At 61.9% G+C, this 18,799-nt stretch carries 16 protein-coding genes; 9 read left to right on the top strand and 7 right to left on the bottom strand.

Annotated elements, in window-relative coordinates; genetic code table 11:
* Positions 1-33: 33 nt before the first annotated feature.
* Positions 34-1,326, bottom strand: coding sequence for a UDP-N-acetylglucosamine 1-carboxyvinyltransferase (locus tag H9Q75_RS09330; RefSeq protein WP_186566413.1), 1,293 nt, complete (start codon positions 1,324-1,326; stop codon positions 34-36).
* Between the two features lie 546 nt (positions 1,327-1,872).
* On the opposite strand from H9Q75_RS09330, the gene H9Q75_RS09325 reads away from it, so the two are divergent.
* Positions 1,873-4,308: an S-layer homology domain-containing protein gene (locus H9Q75_RS09325; protein WP_186566411.1), complete on the top strand. Its 2,436-nt coding sequence runs from the start codon at positions 1,873-1,875 to the stop codon at positions 4,306-4,308.
* A 71-nt stretch (positions 4,309-4,379) separates the two neighbouring features.
* Here the strand turns inward: H9Q75_RS09325 and H9Q75_RS09320 are convergent, their stop codons facing one another.
* Positions 4,380-4,793, bottom strand: a complete 414-nt coding sequence (locus H9Q75_RS09320) for a hypothetical protein (RefSeq protein WP_186566409.1) — start codon at positions 4,791-4,793, stop codon at positions 4,380-4,382.
* Positions 4,794-4,987: 194 nt separating this feature from the next.
* Between H9Q75_RS09320 and H9Q75_RS09315 the strand changes: the two genes are divergently transcribed.
* From H9Q75_RS09315 to H9Q75_RS09305, 3 genes are read left to right on the top strand one after another with little or no spacing between them, the layout of a single operon-like run.
* Complete coding sequence (locus H9Q75_RS09315) at positions 4,988-5,518, top strand: cob(I)yrinic acid a,c-diamide adenosyltransferase (protein ID WP_186566407.1); 531 nt, start codon at positions 4,988-4,990, stop codon at positions 5,516-5,518.
* Positions 5,515-6,354, top strand: a complete 840-nt coding sequence (locus H9Q75_RS09310) for a hypothetical protein (RefSeq protein ID WP_186566405.1) — start codon at positions 5,515-5,517, stop codon at positions 6,352-6,354. The genes H9Q75_RS09315 and H9Q75_RS09310 overlap by 4 nt, the downstream gene beginning before the upstream one ends.
* Positions 6,351-7,013: a TIGR01906 family membrane protein gene (locus tag H9Q75_RS09305; RefSeq protein ID WP_186566403.1), complete on the top strand. Its 663-nt coding sequence runs from the start codon at positions 6,351-6,353 to the stop codon at positions 7,011-7,013. The genes H9Q75_RS09310 and H9Q75_RS09305 overlap by 4 nt, the downstream gene beginning before the upstream one ends.
* A 39-nt stretch (positions 7,014-7,052) precedes the next feature.
* On the opposite strand, the gene H9Q75_RS09300 is transcribed toward H9Q75_RS09305, so the two are convergent.
* Together H9Q75_RS09300 and H9Q75_RS09295 are read right to left on the bottom strand one after the other, a co-directional pair.
* Positions 7,053-7,667, bottom strand: a complete 615-nt coding sequence (locus H9Q75_RS09300) for a histidine phosphatase family protein (protein ID WP_186566401.1) — start codon at positions 7,665-7,667, stop codon at positions 7,053-7,055.
* Between the two features lie 26 nt (positions 7,668-7,693).
* The gene (locus tag H9Q75_RS09295; RefSeq protein ID WP_341480929.1) at positions 7,694-10,057 is read right to left on the bottom strand and encodes a cation-translocating P-type ATPase; all 2,364 of its coding nucleotides are present in this window, start codon (positions 10,055-10,057) and stop codon (positions 7,694-7,696) included.
* Positions 10,058-10,315: 258 nt separating this feature from the next.
* On the opposite strand from H9Q75_RS09295, the gene H9Q75_RS09290 reads away from it, so the two are divergent.
* Positions 10,316-10,603 carry a hypothetical protein gene (locus H9Q75_RS09290; RefSeq protein ID WP_186566397.1) on the top strand — a complete coding sequence of 96 codons (288 nt, stop codon included), beginning with the start codon at positions 10,316-10,318 and terminating at the stop codon, positions 10,601-10,603.
* A gap of 3 nt (positions 10,604-10,606) precedes the next feature.
* On the opposite strand, the gene H9Q75_RS09285 is transcribed toward H9Q75_RS09290, so the two are convergent.
* From H9Q75_RS09285 to H9Q75_RS09275, 3 genes are all read right to left on the bottom strand, one after another.
* Positions 10,607-11,515, bottom strand: coding sequence for an NAD(P)/FAD-dependent oxidoreductase (locus tag H9Q75_RS09285; protein ID WP_186566395.1), 909 nt, complete (start codon positions 11,513-11,515; stop codon positions 10,607-10,609).
* Between the two features lie 79 nt (positions 11,516-11,594).
* Positions 11,595-13,694, bottom strand: coding sequence for a sensor histidine kinase (locus H9Q75_RS09280; protein WP_186566393.1), 2,100 nt, complete (start codon positions 13,692-13,694; stop codon positions 11,595-11,597).
* A gap of 100 nt (positions 13,695-13,794) precedes the next feature.
* Positions 13,795-14,487, bottom strand: coding sequence for a response regulator transcription factor (locus H9Q75_RS09275; protein WP_186566391.1), 693 nt, complete (start codon positions 14,485-14,487; stop codon positions 13,795-13,797).
* A 141-nt stretch (positions 14,488-14,628) separates the two neighbouring features.
* Between H9Q75_RS09275 and H9Q75_RS09270 the strand changes: the two genes are divergently transcribed.
* The 4 genes from H9Q75_RS09270 to H9Q75_RS09255 all read left to right on the top strand — a co-directional run bounded on the left by H9Q75_RS09270 (position 14,629) and on the right by H9Q75_RS09255 (position 18,778).
* Positions 14,629-15,870, top strand: a complete 1,242-nt coding sequence (locus H9Q75_RS09270; RefSeq protein ID WP_186566389.1) for a serpin family protein — start codon at positions 14,629-14,631, stop codon at positions 15,868-15,870.
* 89 nt (positions 15,871-15,959) lie between these two features.
* Positions 15,960-16,523: a 4'-phosphopantetheinyl transferase family protein gene (locus tag H9Q75_RS09265; protein WP_186566388.1), complete on the top strand. Its 564-nt coding sequence runs from the start codon at positions 15,960-15,962 to the stop codon at positions 16,521-16,523.
* A 75-nt stretch (positions 16,524-16,598) separates the two neighbouring features.
* Entirely contained in the window at positions 16,599-17,690 is a 1,092-nt protein-coding gene (locus H9Q75_RS09260; RefSeq protein ID WP_186566386.1) for an MGDG synthase family glycosyltransferase, read from the top strand.
* Complete coding sequence (locus H9Q75_RS09255) at positions 17,690-18,778, top strand: lysylphosphatidylglycerol synthase transmembrane domain-containing protein (RefSeq protein ID WP_186566384.1); 1,089 nt, start codon at positions 17,690-17,692, stop codon at positions 18,776-18,778. The genes H9Q75_RS09260 and H9Q75_RS09255 overlap by 1 nt, the downstream gene beginning before the upstream one ends.
* Positions 18,779-18,799: the final 21 nt, after the last annotated feature.

Below are 18,799 nucleotides of genomic sequence, written 5' to 3'. Positions count from 1 at the left end.
CGGCGGCATCCAGCCGCCGCCCCTCGATTTCTCTTATCCAACCTGAACCTGCTTGTCCTCATCCGGGGCGACTACTACGCGGATATCCGCTCCAGCCCCCGAGAGCTTGCGCACAATATCCTCATAGCCTCGCTCAATATGGTAGATATTTCCGATCTCCGTCGTTCCGTGGGCGGCCAACCCCGCAATGATCATGGCCGCGCCGGCCCGCAGGTCACAGGCCTGCACCTTTGCCCCGGTGAGCTTCTGCACCCCTTCGATCACAGCCACCTTCCCGTCCACCTGGACCTGGGCGCCCATACGGCGTAGCTCGTCCACATAGCGGTAGCGGTTGTCCCACACGCCTTCCGTCAGCACGCTGGTACCCTCCGCCAAACAGAGAATAGCGGCAATCTGGGGCTGCATGTCCGTGGGAAAGCCCGGGTAGGGCAGGGTCTTTACATTGGTGCGGGTGAGCTTGCCGGTGCGGCGTACCACCACCGCGTCGTCCCGCTCCTCCACATCCACTCCCATCTCCAGCAGCTTGGCGGTGATGCATTCCAGGTGCTTGGGAATCACGTTCTTGACCAGCACCTCACCTCCGGCGGCGGCCACAGCGGCCATGTAGGTGCCCGCCTCAATCTGGTCCGGAATAATGGAGTAGGCGCCGCCGCTCAGGCGGCTGACCCCACGGATCTTAATCACGTCCGTGCCCGCGCCCATGATCTCCGCGCCCATGGAGTTTAGGAAATTGGCCAGGTCCACAATGTGGGGCTCCTTGGCGGCGTTCTCAATGACCGTCATGCCCTCGGCCAACACGGCCGCCAACATAATATTCATGGTCGCGCCCACGGATACAATGTCCAAATAGATCTGGGTGCCCTGCAGCCGGCCCGCGCGGGCGTTGGCGTGAATGTAGCCCCCGTGTACGTCCACATCGGCCCCCATGGCCACGAAGCCCTTAATGTGCTGGTCAATGGGCCGTCCGCCGAAGTCGCAGCCGCCGGGAGGCGGAACCTCCGCCGAGCCAAACCGTCCCAGCAGTGCGCCGATCAGGTAATAGGACGCCCGAATTTTCCGGGCCAGCTCCTCCGGCACCCGGGCGTTGCGGATGTGGGAACAGTCCACATCCACCGTGGTGCGGTTTACTGTCCGCACATCCGCGCCCAGCTCCTGCAAAATATTCAAAATTAAGGTGACATCGCTGATCTGCGGAATGTTCTCGATCCGGCACACGCCATCCACCAGCAAGGCGGCGGGGATGATGGCAACAGCGGCGTTCTTGGCGCCGCTGATCTCAATTTCTCCGGAGAGCGGCTTTCCGCCGTGAATCACATATTTAGTCAAACCTGCAACCCTCTATTCCTAGTCCATGGGGCGAGCCTCCCAGCCCCAGAAATCCATAGGCGCCCCGCGGGGAGCGGCCCCGATAAATTCAATTTATACGCCTCATCGAAATGAGCACGCTTCAATACGTATATATTATAGCATAGGAAAATGTAAAATCCAAGTAATTTTCTTCTCTTCTCTCTTTTCTCTCCTCAGCCCGCTTCTCTTAATATTAAAACGATGCCCAATCTGGTGGATTTTATGCAGACAACCCCCTCCGAACTCCGGCAAGAGCAGAGAATGTCTACCAAAAGTCTACCAAGCCAAACCCGCAAGTGACTGCCACGCAGTCATTTTCGGGTTTTATATTGTTCAAATCAGAAAGTCTGTCTACCAAATGTCTACCACCGGAACTTTCAAAGGAGAAACAGTCGCATTTCTAATTAAAACATTTGCCTTCAGCAACTAATTTGATGGGTGCAAGGGGCGTTATACGCCCCTGTTCGGCAATTTGAACAAGGCAGATAGCGTCCCCACTCAAATTTTAAAAGGAGGAATATCCAAATGAGAAACCTCAAGCGCGCTCTCAGTCTGGTCCTGGCCGCCGCCATGCTCATCGGCATGATGGTTGTCAGCGCCGGTGCTGTGGGCGTTGACGACTTCTCCGACAAGGAAAACATCGTCAACAAGACTGCCGTAGATACCCTGATCGCTCTGAACGTGATCAATGGTAAGGAAGACGGCTCCTACTTCGACCCCACCGGGATCGTGACCCGCGCCGAGATGGCCAAGATGATCACCATCATCTTGAACGGTGGCAAGGCTCCCACCCTGGGTGTCAAGGACGTGCCCAGCTTTACCGACATCAAGGGCACCTGGGCGGAGCAGTTCATCGAGTACTGCGCCAGCCCCTCCGTCGGCTCTATTTCCGGCCGCGGCAACGGCAAGTTTGATCCCACCGGCACCGTGACCGGCTCCGAGGCCGCCAAGATGCTGCTAGTGACCCTGGGCTACGGCGCAAAGGTGTACGGCCTGACCGGCGCCAACTGGGAGATCAACACCAACGTACTGGCCAACACCGTCAAGCTGTATGAGAATCTGGACATCAAGGCTTCCGCCGGCCTGACCCGCGATAATGCCGCCCAGATGATCTTCAACGCTCTGAACAGCGACATGGTGGAGCTGCGCTACAGCCAGAATGTGGCCACCGGCGAGATCACCCAGTCCTATGTCCCCACCGGCAAAACCCTGCTGGAGACCAAGTACGGCACCACCGAGAAGATCGGCGAGATGACCGCCTTCTCCTATGACGCCGACAAGGCTCAGTTTACCTACACCGTGGGCGGCGATACCTTTACCACCGCTCTCGACGCTACCGCCCTGTACAAGATGAACGTCAAGGTCATCTACAAGACCGTCAACGGCAAGACCACCGTGTTCGGCATCTTCGCTGAGAAGAGCGCTGTGATTATTACTTCCGCTTATAAGAACGTGGCGGACGGCGAGAACAACGGTGAGATCAAAGTCGGCGGCACTGTGTACAAGACCGACGTGGCCGCCAAGAATCTGAGCGGCAAGTACTATGCCTTCAAGTCCGGCACGGCTGCCGCCCCCGGTTTGGAAGAGATGGTCACCTTCATCGACAAGGACGGCAATGGCAAGATCGACTATGCCACCTACGTGCCTGTGGCGGTTGAAGAGGTCACCTATGCCGGCGTGAAGTCCTTCACCCTGAGCGGCGCCACCGGCAATAAGCTCTTCACCGACAAGACCGTCAGCGTCTATGACGGCATTGCCAAGGGCGACAAGGTCATGGTCGTGGCCGCCGCCAATAGCGCCAAGGGCCTGATCGAGATCTCCAAGCTGGACGTGATTTCCGGCAAGGTCACCGCCACCAAGGGCTCTGAGGTTCAGGTCAACGGCACCTGGTACAATGTGAACGGCAACACCATGACTCTGGGCACCTCCTATGACTTCGTGGCCATCAACGACGTGGTCATGAACACCACCGCCACTACCTCCTCCACCAAGGTTGAGGACTACGTGGTTCTGGTGAACAAGCAGGCCCTGGGCGGCTTCCAGCTGTACAACCAGGCTCAGATCCTGCGCTCCTCCGGCGAGTTCGAGGTTGTTGACCTTGAGGCCGACGCCGATAACGGCTCCGGCGTGGACTTTAGCTCTCTGGCTCTGGCCACCCTGTACACCATCTCCGACGCGGACGGCGACGGCAAGTATGTGCTGACCGCTATCGCTACCAGTGCTGGCGGCGACGGCAAGGTGGGCGGCTTTGACGGCTATACCACCGGCGCCTATGCCAAGGCTGACGGCAAGGCTGGCACCATTGATGGCAAGGCCATCGCCTCCGACGCCGTGGTCTTTGTGAAGACCTCTACCGGCTATAAGGTGGTTACCGGCGCCGACCTGGCCAAGGTAAGCGTTGCCACCACGAAGAACGCCTATTACAACACCAGCAGCTCCACCGGCTTCGCCACCATCTCCCTGGCCTTTGTGGAGAGCGAGATGGGCTCTGCCAGCGACCTGCAGTACGGTTACGTAGTGGCCGATGTGGAGAAGGTCCTGAACGATAAGAGTGTCACTGTCGCCAAGGTCACCTTCTGGAACGGCAAGGAGAACGTCACCCTGAACACCGCCGCCGATACCGACGCGCTGGCTAAGGGCGCTTACTTCTCCTACAAGGTGGACGCCAACAACAACATGACCAACCTCACTGTCTACACTGTGGCCGGATACGGCCAGGCTATTGTGGCCTATGATGGCACCAACATGAAGTTTGCCAACAATGCCGATACCCTCAAGGTAGACGAGAACACCGTGATCCTCTATGTGGACTCTGCTGCCAAGACCGGTGTTGAGGGCGGCTCCATCGTCCTGAGCAACACCGCCTCCGATAGTTCCCGCGTGAAAAATGTTGTGGCTGTTGCTGCTGCTGACAAGACCCTGGACTTCGTGTTCGTAGACGTAAACAACGAGATTAAGTAGGTTTCCGACTCTCGGAACCCAAACCCAAAGAAAGGGAGCCCCCTCGTTTGAGGGGGCTCCCTTTTCCCTGTTTATGAAATGGCGCAGTAGAAGAACCGCTTACTCTGCGCATTGGTGCCGATCGTGCCCCCGTAGGTCCCGCCCACCGATTTGCTAAACACCCGGAAGCCGCTTTCGGTCAGCTCCACGCTGGCAAAGTCGCAGAATCGGGTGCCCCCCGCCGGCCCGGCGAATCCCCGATAGGAGACACGGTCCGTCTGGACCATGGTCTGGTCCTGGGGAAAGACTGCCACCGCCTTGGGGCAATAGCCCAGGTTCACATCCTGCCATTCCGACCCGTCCCCGGTGTACGTGCCGAACAGGATACCGCTCTTTTCCCCCAGCGCCGCGTCGATCCGCTGAAAATCCTGATTAAAGTCCTCCCTCAAAAAATCGTCCCCCGCTTCCCACTGGTGTAATTGATAGTTATCCGTATAGTTTGCCATAAATATAACCCTCCTTTATCAAGGGAGGCCCACCCGCCTTTTGTTGCACGCGCACAGAAAGCGGGCCTTTTCCATGCCCTTCAGCGGAAAAAAAGTCCTTTTTCGTCTCTTTGCGCCGCAGCTTTTCCCGCCCTTGCGGCCGGACGCTCTTTTTGCTATACTGGGGCTATCTGAGACAAAGGGGGGCGGTTCCTGTGGCGGAAGCGCAAGGTCTGGTGCAGCTGTACTACGGCGATGGGAAGGGAAAAACCACGGCGGCCTTCGGGCTGGCCCTGCGCTGTGCGGGTTGGGGGAGGCGTGTGGTCGTCGCCCAGTTCCTCAAGGGCGGAAGGAGCGGCGAGGCGGAAGCGGCGGCGCGTATTCCGGAGATCACGCTCCTGCGGGACTCCCCCACCGGCAAATTCACCTTCCAGATGGACGAACGGGAGAAGGCAGAGACGGCGGCGCGCTGCCTGGCCCTCTTCCGCCGGGCGGTCGGGCTGGCCCGGGCCGAGGAGGCCCGCCTGCTGGTGCTGGACGAGGTGCTGGACGCTCTCCACGGCTTTCTGCCCGCGGACGAGCTGCTCTGCTTCCTGGATACCCGCCCGGCGGGCCTGGAGGTGGTGCTCACCGGCCACGACTTGCCCCCTGCTCTGGAGTCGCGGGCCGACTATATCACCCGCTTTTCCAAGGAAAAGCACCCCTACGACCGGGGCGTGACCGCCCGGAAGGAAATTGAGTTTTGAGCCGCCTGCGCCGCCGCCTGCTGGCCCTGGCCCTTGTATGCGGGTGCGTGATCGCCTTTTTGCTCTCCCCCCTGTTTCCCTTCGTCCGCTCCCTGGCGGTGATGGGGGTGTACAGCGGGATGCACCAGCGGCAGAGCCTGCTGGCGGAGGAGGGGATCCGCCTGCACATCCCCGGCGGGCTGGCCACGCCGGAGGCTGACTGGTACCCCTTTGTCATGACCTTCACCGCGGATGCCGCCTATGCCGCCTATACCGGCCAGCCGGACGCCCGGCTGACCATTCTCTACAACTTCCCCGCCTTTGACCTGAGCCGGGGCTGCAGCCGCCTTTACGACCCGAACTCCCCCTATTACAACGGCTTCTACGGGGCCTATCTGGTCCGGGACGGGAGCAACGCCGCCCTGGCCGGCGGGGACCCGGATGAGGACGCGGCGGCCCAGATCGCCGCCTTCGACTTCTTCACCCTGGTGCTGGGGGATTTCGGCCTGACGCCGGAGGAGCGGGTGTTTGACTTCACCGTGACGGAGCGCGCCTCCGGCGTGACCTATGCCGGGTACGAGGGCTGGACCAAATTCCAGGCGGAGTTCACCGTCAACGGCAGCGCCCACAATGCCCGGGAGGGGGGCGTGCTCTCCTACCTCCAGTACGGCGCGCCCGGGTTCGGCCCCGTGGCGGAGGAATTCGCCCCAGTGGAGATGCACGGCATTGTCTGCGCCCGCTACTTTCCTGAGTGGGACGCGGGGGTCTATTTCTATGTGATGGGCACAAGCGCGGAGCTCTGCCGCGCCTGCGACCAGGAAATTCTCTCAAAAAGCACCCTGGAGGCCAAGCCATGAAACACGCCAATCGCCTGCTCCACTGGGTGGCGGGCCTGCTGCTCGCCTCCGCCATACTCGCCCTGGCGGTGGCAGTTACCCTGCATTTCCGCCCCCTCTATGTCCGGGATGTGCGTGCCTACGACCTCTCCCAGGCCACGGGCATGAGCGAGGCGGACATTCTCCGGCAGTACGACGCCCTCATCGACTACAACAGCATCGGCGGGGCGGAACAGCTGGAATTCCCCGATCTGCCCTCCTCTCCCACCGGCCTCATCCACTTTGCGGAGGTGAAGGTGATCTTCCTGGCCTTCCAGTGGTGGGCCGTTCTGGGCACGGCTCTCTCCGTGCTGCTGGCAGCGCTCCTCCGCCGCCAGCGGCCCCGGCGCTGGCTGAAATACGCGGGACTGGTGTCCCTGCTCTTCCCCGCCGGGGTGGGGCTGGGGGTGGCCCTCATGTGGGACAGGGTGTTCGTGTGGTTCCATGAGCTGTTCTTCCGCAACGACTACTGGCTCTTCAGTGCGGAGACAGATCCCATCATCCTCCTGCTGCCCGACGGGTACTTTATGCACTGTGCCGTGCTCATCATTGCCCTGTTCCTGCTGGGCGGGGCGGTGTGCCTGGGCCTCTATGTCCTGAGCCGCCGGAAGGAAAAACAACGTGAAAAAACGGCCGCTTGACGCGGCCGTTTTTTCGTCCGCCGGAGACCTCGGCGGCTTTTATGGATTTTTCAGGGCCTGCTCTCCCCCCACCGGCCCCAGGATGTTCAGCGCAAGCGGCGCGGCGGACAGCTCCGCCCGGTATCCGCCGCAGTTGGGGCAGAACCACGCCCCGTAAGGCCGCTCGGGCCGCCCGTACTGGGTGAGCAGCCCCATGAGCGTACCCCCGTGGGTCACCACAGCCGCCCGATCCAGCCCCCGGCGCCGGGCGTCCTCCGACACCTTCCGCAGGCCCTCCGTCACCCGGACGGCCACCTGCTCCTCCGTCTCCCCCAGGGGGCTGGCGGCAAAATTGGGGCCGCCGGGTCGGTCGGCCCACGCCCGGTAGAGGGGGTCGTCCGCCAGCTCCGCCTCCCGCCTTCCCTCGTAGGGGCCGAAATCGGTCTCCCGCAGCTCCTCCACCACCGTGGTCTCCACGCCGGGCCACAGCAGCTGCGCCGTCTGACGGCAGCGCAGCAGGGGACTGCGGTAGATATGCTCCACCGCCGGGAGCGTGGGGGCCACCCGCCGGGCCAGCTCCTCCCCCTCGGGGAGGAGGGGCAGGTCCAGCCTGCCCACGAAAAAGTGCTCCACATTGCCCCGGGTGGTCCCGTGGCGCACCAGAATCAATTCCATTTCCAGCTCTCCTTTTCGCTCCGCTTTCAGCGTCTACGCACTCGCCGGCCCGCCCGCAGGAGGGCCGCCCCTTTCTCAAAGCACTGCAGCACCAGATGCATCAGCGGCTGGGCCAGGCACATGAAGAGGATAAGGATCAGCAGCGGCTGGAGTGTGAGCTCCGTCAGCCCGAAGCGATCCCCATAAAAGAGCACGATGACCGACGCGCACCCGGCCATGGTGCCCCAGAGCACCCGGCGCTTCCAGTCAAAGGGCTTGCACACCTGGTAGAGCACCAGCAGCCCGATAAAGAGCAGCAGAATGGCGGACATGGTGGACAGGTCGGCCTCGGTAAATCCGAACACCAGGTAAAACAGCTCGATCCCCAGGATGATCACCAGGTCGGTAATGCCGCCGGGGAGGGCCTGACGAAACACGTTGCCCAGGAACTTTCCCCTGACCAGGCTGTAATTTGGCTCCAGCGCCAGGAAGAAGGACGGGATGCCGATGGTGATCGCGCTGAGCAGAGATAGCTGCAGCGGCGTCACCGGGTAGGGGAAGGTGGCGAACAGGGAGATGATGGCCAGGCAGAAGGAGAAAATATTCTTCACCAGGAACAGCGCCGCAGCCCGCTGGATATTGTTGATGACCCGCCGCCCCTCCGCCACCACCTTGGGCATGGCCCCAAAGTCGGAGTTGAGCAGCACTAGCTGCGCCGCCCGGCAGGCCGCTTCCGCGCCGGAGGCCATGGCGATGCCGCAGTCGGCGTCTTTGAGGGCCAGCACGTCGTTGACCCCGTCGCCGGTCATGGCAACGGTGTGCCCCTGCTTCTGCAGGGCCCGCACCAGCTTGCGCTTCTGCCCCGGGGTGACCCGGCCGAACACCACGTATTTTCCCGCGGCCCGCTCCAGCTCGGCATCGGTGCGCAGGGTGGCTGCGTCGATGTATTTATCCGCCCCCTCAATACCTGCCTGGCGCGCCACCTCGGATACGGTCACCGGGTTGTCCCCGGAGATCACCTTCACCGTCACCCCCTGCTGGGCAAAATAGTGAAAGGTTTTGGGCGCGTTGGCCCGGATGCGGTTGGACAGCAGGACCAGCGCCATGGGCCGCACCCGCGCCGGGTCCAGCCCCCTCTGGTCGGGGACCCCGTCGTACTCAGCGGCCAGCAGAACCCGGTAGCCCTTGGCGGAGTATGGCTCCGCCAGCTCCTTCAGGTCGGCGTAACGCGCGCCCATCACAAACTCCGGCGCGCCCACCACGTAGGCCCCATGGCCGGGGAACACGGCAGCGCTCCATTTGGTGGCTGAGGTAAAGGGGATGGTGCGGGCCGCATGCCAGGGGGACACGCCGTGAAAGCGCTCCTTCATGGCGCGGGCGGTGTCGTTTTCCGCCTCCATACACTTATAGAAGGCGTTGAGGGCGGAGGTGACCGCCTCCTCCGGATACTCCTCCTCGTCCAGGAGGACCGTCTCGCTCACCTCCATATGGGGCTCGGTGATGGTACCCGTCTTGTCCACGCACAGCACGTCCACCCGGGCCAGGGTCTCAATACAGCTCATATCCTGGGCCAGCACCTTGCCCTGGGCCAGGCGCACCAGGCTCACCGCCAGGGCCACGCTGGTGAGCAGATACAGCCCCTCCGGAATCATGCCGATCAGGGCGGCCACCGTGGACACCACGGCCTGCCGCGCACCTAGCTCCAGAAAATAAAACTCCTTGATAAACAGGGCCACACCCACGGGGATGAGCAGAATGCCGATCACCCGGATCAGCTTGTCCAGAGAGGCCATCATCTCCGATTTGCCGGCGGTGACGTTCTTCTTGGCCTCCAGGGTCAGGCGGGCGGCATAGGAATCCGCCCCCACCTTGTCCAGCCGGGCCCGGCACTTCCCCGCCACCACAAAGGACCCGGAGAGCAGCGTGTCCCCCGCCCCCTTCTCAATGGCGTCGGCCTCACCGGTAATCAGCGCCTCGTTCACCTGGGCCGAACCGGAGAGGACCGTGGCGTCCGCGGGGATCTGGTCCCCGGAGGTAAACTCCGCCACGTCGTCCCGCACCAGATGGGCAGAGGGGATGGAGATCAGATTCCCCTCCCGCACCACCTTGGCCCTGGGGGCGGAGAGCAGATTGAGCTTGTCGATGGTGGCCTTGGAGCGCAGCTGCTGAATAATGCCGATGCCCGTATTGGCCGCGGCGATCAGCAGGAAGAGCATGTCGTCAAAGGACCCCACCGTGATCAGCAGGCAGGCCAGGACAATGAAAATGAAGTTGAAGAAGGTACATACATTGGCGCGCACGATCTCGCCCACGGACTTCGTGGGCGACTCCACCGGAGTATTGGCCCAGCCGGCCTGCTCCCGCTGATGCGCCTGCTCCTGAGTCAGGCCCTCCTCTGGATCCGGACTCACACGGGGCACCTCCCGGCGGACGGGCGTCTCCGGCCGGGGATCGGGCGTTTTTTTTCGCTGGTTTTTCTTCATGTACACGCCTCTGTTTCCATTTGGTAGTCTCCATTATATCCAATCGCCCGGCGCGGGACAAGTGGCTTGGGGAAAAATTAACCGTTTGGTCATAATCGCTTAGGATCGGAAATAAATTGCAGCCCGTCCCCCTGGCATGCCGGGCGGGCGGGCGCACTATACTGGATCAAAAGGAGGCGGAGTCCTATGGATGATTGGAAGCAGGATAAACAGCAGACCGTGACCCGGCTGGCCATCTGTGTGGTCATTGCCGTGGTGCTCTACGTGGTGATGGACAAATTCGGGGATAAACTCCCCCTGCCGGATGGGTGGCGTCCCTGGCTGGAGCGCAACAAGATACAGGCCATCGCCATTCTGGCTGCAATCCTCTTCGGCGCTTCTCTTGTGCTGCTCCCCGCGCTGCAGGTCGGCGGGCAGCCCCAGCCGCCGGAAGACCCTGACCCCTGCCAGGGCTTCCAGCGAACCGAGGAGTAGCCCTCAGCTGTCCCGCAGGTTCAGAAAATTCCCCGCCTGGAAGGCGGCCATGGCCCCGTCCGCAGCGGCGGTCACCAGCTGCCGCAGGGGCTTTGCCCGGGTATCCCCGGCAGCAAAGACCCCGGGCAGATTGGTGCGGCAGCCCTCGTCCGCCCGCACATAGCCCTGCTCGTCCAGCTCCAGGGGCGGGGCGAAGGCCCCGTTGTCCGGGATAAGGCCCACTGCGGTAAACACGGCGGACACGGTCAGCTCCCTCGCCCCCGCCTTTCCGTCCAGCAGCAGGGACTCCACCCGCTCGGCTCCCCGCACTTCCTCCACCCAGGTGTCCATAACCGGGATGATGTTGGGGATGGACTCCACCGCCCGGACCAGATGGGTCTCTCCCCGGAACCGGTCCCGCCGGTGGATCAGCCATACCCTGGGACACAGGGAGGCCAGGTAGAGGGCGTCCTCCAGGGCGGCGCTGCCGCCGCCCACCACGGCCACCTCTTTTCCCTTGAAAAAGCCCCCGTCGCAGGTGGCGCATACGCTCACGCCCCGGCCGGCCAGCTGCTCTTCCCCGGGCACCCCCAGCTTTCTCCGGCGCACCCCGTTGGCCAGGATCACCGCCCGGGTCTCGTACCCGCCTGCGGCTGTGCGCACCCGCCAGCCGTCCGACACCTTTTCCAGGCCCGTGGCGGCCTCAAAGCGAATCTCCGCCCCCAGGGCCGTGGACTGCTGGTACAAATTCATGGCGAAGTCGCCACCGGAAATGCGCTGTGTGCCCGGCCAGTTTTCAATCTCCGGAGTGGTGGCGGCCTGGCCACCCAGCACCCCGCCCTCCAGCAGCAGGGCGGAGCGCCCCGCCCGCTTGGCATATAGTGCGGCGGTAAGCCCCGCCGGGCCGCCGCCGATGATTACAATGTCATACATGGCATTCTCCACGCTCCCAACACAAAAAAGGGTTCCTCCGGGCCGGGACACTCCTGTCGTGTCCCGGCCCGGAGGAGGTTCATGCTTCGATCTGCGTCGGCGCCTCCGATTCCGGGAAGGAGACGGCCGCCTTAAACAGGTCGCCGTCCACATCCAGCCGGAAGGTGCCGCCCTGCAGCTCCGCCAGGCTGCGGGCAATGGACAGGCCCAGCCCGGAGCCCTCCGTACTGCGGGATTCCTCTCCCCGCACAAAGCGTTCCATCAGCTGCTCTGCCGGAATGTTCAGCTGCTGGCGGGAGATGTTCTTCACAGATAGGGTCACCTGTCCTTCCCATTTTATCACATCCAGATAAATCCTGGTACCCTCCAGCGCATATTTATTGCAGTTGGAGAGCAGATTGTCAATAATGCGCCACAGGTGCCGGCCGTCCGCTTCCACGTAGGCCTCCTCTGCAGGAGCGGTAAGCACCGGCGTCAGACAACTGCGGGCAAACTTTTCCTCAAACTCGCCCAGGGCCTGCTGCACCAGCTGAACCACGCCCAGCCGTTCCCGGTTCACGCTCAGGCTGCCTGTGGACGCCTTGGAGGCCTCCACCAGGTCTTCGGTCAGCTTTTTCAGCCGCTGGCTTTTCCGGTCCAGCACCTCAATATACTCTGCCGCCTTTGGATCGGAGATCTCCTCCTTTTTCAGCAGGTCCACATAGTTGATGATGGAGGTCAGGGGCGTCTTGAGGTCATGGGAGACATTGGTAATCAGCTCCGCCTTGAACCGCTCGCTCTTCATCCGCTCGTCCACGGCGGTGGAGATGGCGCTTCCCAAGTTGTTCAGCTGCTCGGCGTGAATCTTCAGGTCCCGGTACATCTTTTCGGTATCAATTTTATACTCCGGATTGCCCCCGGTAATCTGCTCCGTACCTGTGCGCACCCGCTTCCACTGGATGGTCCAGCGGCACAGCAGCCAGAGGACCACGCCCTGATAAACCGGAATCAGAAACACGGTAAGCGCGGTGAGGAACGTGCCCAGCAGATACAACAGGAACCAGCCCACCATGCGCCCTGTGAGGGGCCAGGAGGCGGAAATGCGTCGGCAGCCCTTATAGATGACCTTACACAGCATCCAAACCAGAGTGTTGGAGCCCACAGTGCCCGCTTTGATTCGGACGACCAGCGTCAGAAGGAAGGCCTCCACACAGCCTGCGATCCCCAGGGAAATAACGCTTAAGCCCGCCGCCAGATCCGGTGTGAGGGACATGGTATTGAACGCCCATGCCATAGAATCCCCCGCATTGAGCAGCAGAGCCAGTGCAAAGAATTCCAGTATCGCCAGAGCATCCAGCGGAATCCGGTCAAAGCCGTTGAGCACCACGCCCTCCCGTTCCCGCCGACGGCCGGCGCCCAGACAGAGAAATACAAAGAGCAGGACCGCCGCTGCATCCAAAACGAGGGCCAGCAGAGCAATCGCCGGCAGATACTGGGCGTACTCCAGATATTCCTGCGCGCCCTGGGTAAATTCGTCCTCCACGGTGGTGGGGTTGGTCACCCCGTACTCCACGGCAAACTCCACCGATACCACCCGGCTGTCCCGGCTGGAATCATACTCCCAGGAGTAGCCCCCGTCAAAAAACCAGCCGTATTGGGCAGCCAGCTGCGTCTCCTCCGGCGTACACACCTTCGTGCTTCCATCCGGAAGCACCAGATGGAGCAGATAATACTCCTGTTCTCCGTCCCAGCTCATATAGTCTTCCCGCCGCTCCCCACCGTTTCTGGTGAATCCCATCGCGTCGGTATGGACCCGGTACACACTCTCCCCCATGGGCCAGCCCTTCAGGTTGCCGTAGACCAGCTCGCCGGTGGCGTTGTCCAGCAATTGGAAGCGAAAATTGGTCTTTTCCGGGGCAAGCATCTCTTTCAGGTTTTCCAGCCTCTGCTGGTCCAGATAGGACAGGCCCCCATCCCACGCCTTTTCCTGCGTCAGCCGGGCCAGCTCCTGTACTTGACCCAGACGGTTGTAGAGATTAGCATAATAATTGTTGCTGTCATAGTAGCCCGCTCCGGTCCAGATGTCGTCCCACTTGTACAGGGTAAACAGGGACGCCCAAAAGCCCCCTGCCGCCAGGACCAGGAGCAGGATCACCGCCACCGCCTTGAGAACAGGATTGGTGCGAAGCTGTTTTTTCATGGTATCACTCCTTGCTTTGGGGGGCGGACGCCCTCCGAAATACGCGCTCTGCGCGGGACAGAGCCCCTCCGGTAAAATTGGTCCGGCGCAGTCCGGCCGGTCAAATCTTCTCCATCTTGTACCCCAGCCCCCAGACGACCTTGATGTACCTGGGATTGGCCGGGTCGATCTCGATCTTTTCCCTCAGGTGGCGGATGTGCACGGCCACGGTGTTTTCCGAGCCAAGGGAGGGATCGTTCCACACCTGCTCGTAGATCTGGCTGGTGGAAAACACCCGCCCCGGATGCTTCATCAGCAGCAGCAGAATGTTGTACTCCAGGGGTGTGAGACTGACCGCCTCCCCGTCCACGCTCACGGATTTTGCGGTATCGTCCAGCACAATACCGCCGTTGGTCAGGGCGGCGCTGTCCGCCCCCGGACGGCCGCCCAGAGTGGTGTACCGCCGCAGCTGGCTTTTCACCCGGGCGATCAGCTCAATGGGGTTAAAGGGCTTGGTCACATAGTCGTCCGCCCCGATGTTCAACCCCAGCACCTTGTCTGAGTCCTCGCTTTTTGCGGTAAGCAGGATAATCGGCACATTGCGGCTCTCCCGCAGCTTGGCCGTGGTGCGGATTCCATCCAGCCCGGGCATCATGATGTCCATCAAAATCAGGTCCACCGGATGCTCCTCCGCCAGCCTCAGCGCCTCCAGCCCGTCGTAAGCCTTCAGGGTGCGGTAACCCTCGCTGGTCAAATAGATCTCCAGCGCGGCGACGATATCCTTGTCGTCATCACAGATGAGAATGTTGTACAACTCCATCACCTCATATTCGGTATCATAGCAGGAGAAGGTTAAGCCCCAAGCGGGAAAACCTTTAAGAACTGATTAAGAAAACAGGAACATTTTACCCTAAAGTACGTCTAAAAAGCAAACCGGCAAAAAGGAGGTCTTCCCATGAACATCCGGATACTGTCGCTCGCCCTGACATTGTCCCTTATTTTGACGGGCTGCTCCGGCGGGACCCAGGCGCTGAAAGCCGCCCAGTCTCCGCCCTCTGTGACCCCTCTCGCCGACCCGGACCTGGACCTGGCCGCTGCGGACTTCGGCCTGGAATTGCTGCGTCAAACCCGCCTTGCGGGAGAAAACACCCTCCTCTCTCCCCTCTCTGTGCTTTTATGCCTTTCCATGGCGGCCAACGGCGCGTCCGGGGAGACCTTAACGCAGTTTGAAGCGCTGCTGACCGGAACGGGCGGCCGGGACGCCCTCAACGCCAATTGCGCCGCGCTGCTGGCCGACTACGCCGCGCTGAACGGCGGTACCCAGCTGTCCATTGCCGACAGTCTGTGGCTGGATGCGCGCGCCCAGGCGGAAGACGTCTTTGTGGGCCGCTGTACAGACCCCTACCAGGCCGGGATATTTGCCGCCGATTTTACCGCGCCCTCCACCCTTAGCCAGGTTAATGCCTGGGTGGAGCAGCACACCGGCGGACACATAAAGCAGGCCCTGTCTCAGCTGGACCCGGACACAGTACTGGCCCTGGTCAATGCCGTCTATTTCGAGGGGAAGTGGGAAAAGGAATTCGACCCCTCTGACACCCGAAGTGCCCAGCCCTTTTATCGGGAGGACGGCACCCAGGGCCAGGTGGACCTGATGAGCAACGGCGGCCGGACCGAGCGCGTCCTGCACGCCGACGGAGTGCGCGGAGTCCTCCTGCCCTATCAGGACGGTCGGCTGGCCCTGATGGCCCTTTTGCCGGAGGAAGGCATATCCTTGGCAGACTGTCTGGAGCGGCTGGATGGAGCAGGTCTGCAGACGCTGATTACAGGCGCAGCCGAGCGGCACCTGGTCCTCCTCCTCCCCAAATTCACAGCCTATTGGCAGGGCACTCTGGTCGGGCCGCTCCAGGCTATGGGGCTTACCCGTGCCTTTGCCCCCGCCCTGGCCGACTTTTCCGCCATGGGCACCGACCAGGGCGGCCGCCCCCTCTACCTCAGTACGGTCGTCCACGGCGCTGGAATCGAGCTGGATGAACAGGGCACCCGCGCTTTTTCCTTTACCTTTGGCGGCATAAACACCATCAGCGCCCCGGCTCCGGATGACATTCTTACCTTTGACCGTCCCTTTGTCTACGCCATTGTGGATCTGGAGCGATGTATTCCCCTGTTTTTGGGCACTTTTGAAACCTCTGAACCCTGAAAATACGAATTTTGACAGAAAAACCACGCATTTTTTATTGAATTTCGTCTTCAGAAATAGTATAATAGGCGCAATAAGGGGGGGATTTTATGCCGGTGCTCTATGGACGGACCGACGGAGGAGCGGCGGCCAGGCTGCTCTCTTATGCCCTGCAGCAGACCTATGGCATAGCCGCTCTGCCGGAGACGGCCCGGCTGCCCGGCGGAAAGCCCTGGTTTCCCGCTCACCCCCACATCCATTTCAGCATCAGCCACAGCGGTCCTCTGGTCCTATGCGCCGTGGGGGACGCCCCCCTGGGTGTGGACATAGAGCTCATCCGCCCACGCCGCGCCGGCCTGCCCCGCTGTGTGCTCAGCCAAGGGGAGTATACCTGGTTTGAGGCCCGGGGCTGCAATTGGGAAGACTTCTATACCCTGTGGACCCTAAAAGAGGGGCGGTGCAAATACACCGGCCGCGGGCTGGACTGCTCTCCCGCTGGTCTCTCCGTTCCCCTGCTGGAACCAGGCGACGGCAGTACGCTGGACAACCTGTCCTTCCGCGCTTATGGCTCCTCGGCCTGGCGCGCCGCCCTGTGCGCCGCCGCCCCGGCAGCCCTCCCCCCGTCCATTGTGTGGCTGGACTATGCCTCCCTGGAAACCGTCAGATTTTCTTAAGGATAAATTAAGGATTCATCTGCGGTTTTCTAAAGAATCCTACGATATACTGGTCGCAGAAAAGGAGGAAGCGCCATGAAGATCCTGATCTTGACCGGAAAATTTGGCCTAGGCCACTGGTCGGCTTCCCTGTCCCTGCGCCAGCAGCTGCTGCAGTGCTTCCCCCGCGCTCAGGTAGAGGTGGAGGATCTGATCGCCTACGCCCTGCCGGAGACCTCCGACCTGGTTTACAAAGGGTTTCACTGGCTGGTGACCCGGGGCAGCGGTCTGTTTAATCTGTATTACAAGCTGACCCAAGACGTCCGCATAGAGCTGCGCCCGGCCTGCGAGGGACTGCTGCTCTCCCGGCTGAACCGGCTTTTGGAGGAGCGGTGTCCGGACGCCGTCATCGCCACCCATCCCGCCTGTGCCCAGCTGATCTCCCGCTACAAGCGGCTGCACCGCAGCGCGCTGCCCCTGGTCACCTGCGTCACCGACCTGACCGCCCACGCCGAATGGATCAACTATGGCACGGACTGCTATCTGGTGGGCACCGAAGACATCCGGGACCAGCTGCGTGTCAAGGGGGTGCCCGGCGCGCGCATTTTGGTTACCGGTATCCCGGTGAAAGAGGAGTTCAAGCATATTCGCCGCCGGCCGGCGGACCGGGAGCGCCGCCTGCTCATCATGGGTGGCGGGCTGGGCCTAATGCCCCGGACGGACCGCTTTTATGAGGCGCTCAATTCCCTGCCCGGGGTTCGGGTCACCCTCATCACCGGCCGCAATCAAAAGCTCTATGACCGCTTGGCGGGTCGGTACGACAACATCGAGGTCGTGGGCTTTACCGACCGTGTCTACGACTACATGGCCCAGTCCGATCTGCTTTTGTCCAAGCCCGGCGGCATTACCCTCTTCGAAAGCATTTTTGCCGAGCTGCCCATGCTGGCGTGGGAGCCCTTTTTGGAGCAGGAGAAGAAGAATGCCCGCGCTTTGGAGGAGCGTGGGCTTGGCCGGGTTGCGGCCAAGGAGCCCGAGGCCTGTCTGTCCGCGATCCGCGCTCTGATCTATGACGACGATGCTCTGGAATGCATGGCCAGCCGTATGCGGGCGCTGAAGAGCCAGCTGGAGGAGGAGGACTTGGTGCGCCGCCTGTCCCAGCTGGTCGGAGCAAAGGAGGCGTGTGCCTGATGTCCAAGCGAAAAAGCTGCCTCGGCATCGCGCTGATGCTGGGTCTGATGGCCCTGACCGGCTGGATGCTCTTCCGGGACCAGCCCTTTTCCCGCCTGGCCGGCACACTCAGCCAGGTCAGGCCCGGCTGGATTCTCCTGGGACTGGCCCTGATGCTCGTCTTTGTGGGGTGCGAGGCCCTGTGTTCCCGGCTGATCCTGGGCCGGCTGGGCCATCGGGTCCCCTACCACAGCTGCCTGGGTTATTCCTTCGCCGGATTCTATTTCAGCTCCATTACCCCTTCCGCCACGGGCGGACAGCCCGCCCAGATCTACTACATGTCCAAGGATGGCGTTCCCGCCGCCCACGGAACGCTGAACATGATGCTCATTGCCGTGTGCTACCAGGTGACTGTACTGGGCTACGCCCTTGTGGTGCTTTTTGTGCAGCCCGGCCTCCTGACCAATCTTGGGGGGGGCCTGGGTCTGCTACTGGTCTACGGCGCGGTGGTAAACCTGGCCCTGACCGCCGGGATGCTCTGCCTGATGTTCCTGCCCAACGCCGCCCGCAGGCTCGCCCGGGCCGTGCTGGCTCTGCTGGTAAAGCTGCACATTGTCCGCAGCCCGGACGCCGCTCAGGAAAAGCTGGAGCACCAGCTGAGCGAGTACCGCCGGGGTGCGGACTGTGTCCGGCACAACCCCGGCCTAGTGCCGATGCTGCTGGCCCTCACCGCTCTTCAGCTGACCGCCTCCTTCTCCGTCCCCCTCGTAGTGTACCAGGCCTTTGGTCTGTCAGGGCACAGCCCCTTCGCCCTCATCGGCACTCAGGCGCTGATTACCCTGGCTGTGGCTTCCCTCCCCCTCCCCGGGGCAGTAGGCGCTTCTGAGGGCGGTTTTGTCAAAGCCATGGCCCTCTTTTTCGGCTCCGGCCTAGTAACCCCTGCGGTGTTGGTCTCCCGGGGCATCAGCTTCTACGCCTTCCTGCTGGTCAGCGGTGTGGTGACCCTGTGCGTCCATCTGCGCCGCCGGCGGAAGGAGTGTCTTCCAGCCCGGCCCAAATTAGCCCCCTCTCTACCCAGGACCGGCAGCAAGATCATTGCCGACGGCTGAGCAATGGCCTTCTCCGGAACA

Source organism: Lawsonibacter celer (assembly GCF_014281125.1).
Taxonomy (GTDB): Bacteria; Bacillota; Clostridia; order Oscillospirales; family Oscillospiraceae; genus Lawsonibacter_B; species Lawsonibacter_B celer.
The sequence above is the reverse complement of the archived record's forward strand: the minus strand, read 5'-3'. Positions and strand labels throughout refer to the sequence as shown.

Bases quoted from the DNA above. Each gene is read 5' to 3' on its own strand.
- H9Q75_RS09325 (WP_186566411.1), top strand. From the start codon at position 1,873: ATGAGAAACCTCAAGCGCGCTCTCAGTCTGGTCCTGGCCGCCGCCATG.
- H9Q75_RS09320 (WP_186566409.1), bottom strand. From the start codon at position 4,793: ATGGCAAACTATACGGATAACTATCAATTACACCAGTGGGAAGCGGGG.
- H9Q75_RS09305 (WP_186566403.1), top strand. From the start codon at position 6,351: ATGAAACACGCCAATCGCCTGCTCCACTGGGTGGCGGGCCTGCTGCTC.
- H9Q75_RS09300 (WP_186566401.1), bottom strand. From the start codon at position 7,667: ATGGAATTGATTCTGGTGCGCCACGGGACCACCCGGGGCAATGTGGAG.
- H9Q75_RS09290 (WP_186566397.1), top strand. From the start codon at position 10,316: ATGGATGATTGGAAGCAGGATAAACAGCAGACCGTGACCCGGCTGGCC.
- H9Q75_RS09285 (WP_186566395.1), bottom strand. From the start codon at position 11,515: ATGTATGACATTGTAATCATCGGCGGCGGCCCGGCGGGGCTTACCGCC.
- H9Q75_RS09280 (WP_186566393.1), bottom strand. From the start codon at position 13,694: ATGAAAAAACAGCTTCGCACCAATCCTGTTCTCAAGGCGGTGGCGGTG.
- H9Q75_RS09270 (WP_186566389.1), top strand. From the start codon at position 14,629: ATGAACATCCGGATACTGTCGCTCGCCCTGACATTGTCCCTTATTTTG.
- H9Q75_RS09265 (WP_186566388.1), top strand. From the start codon at position 15,960: ATGCCGGTGCTCTATGGACGGACCGACGGAGGAGCGGCGGCCAGGCTG.
- H9Q75_RS09260 (WP_186566386.1), top strand. From the start codon at position 16,599: ATGAAGATCCTGATCTTGACCGGAAAATTTGGCCTAGGCCACTGGTCG.
- H9Q75_RS09255 (WP_186566384.1), top strand. From the start codon at position 17,690: ATGTCCAAGCGAAAAAGCTGCCTCGGCATCGCGCTGATGCTGGGTCTG.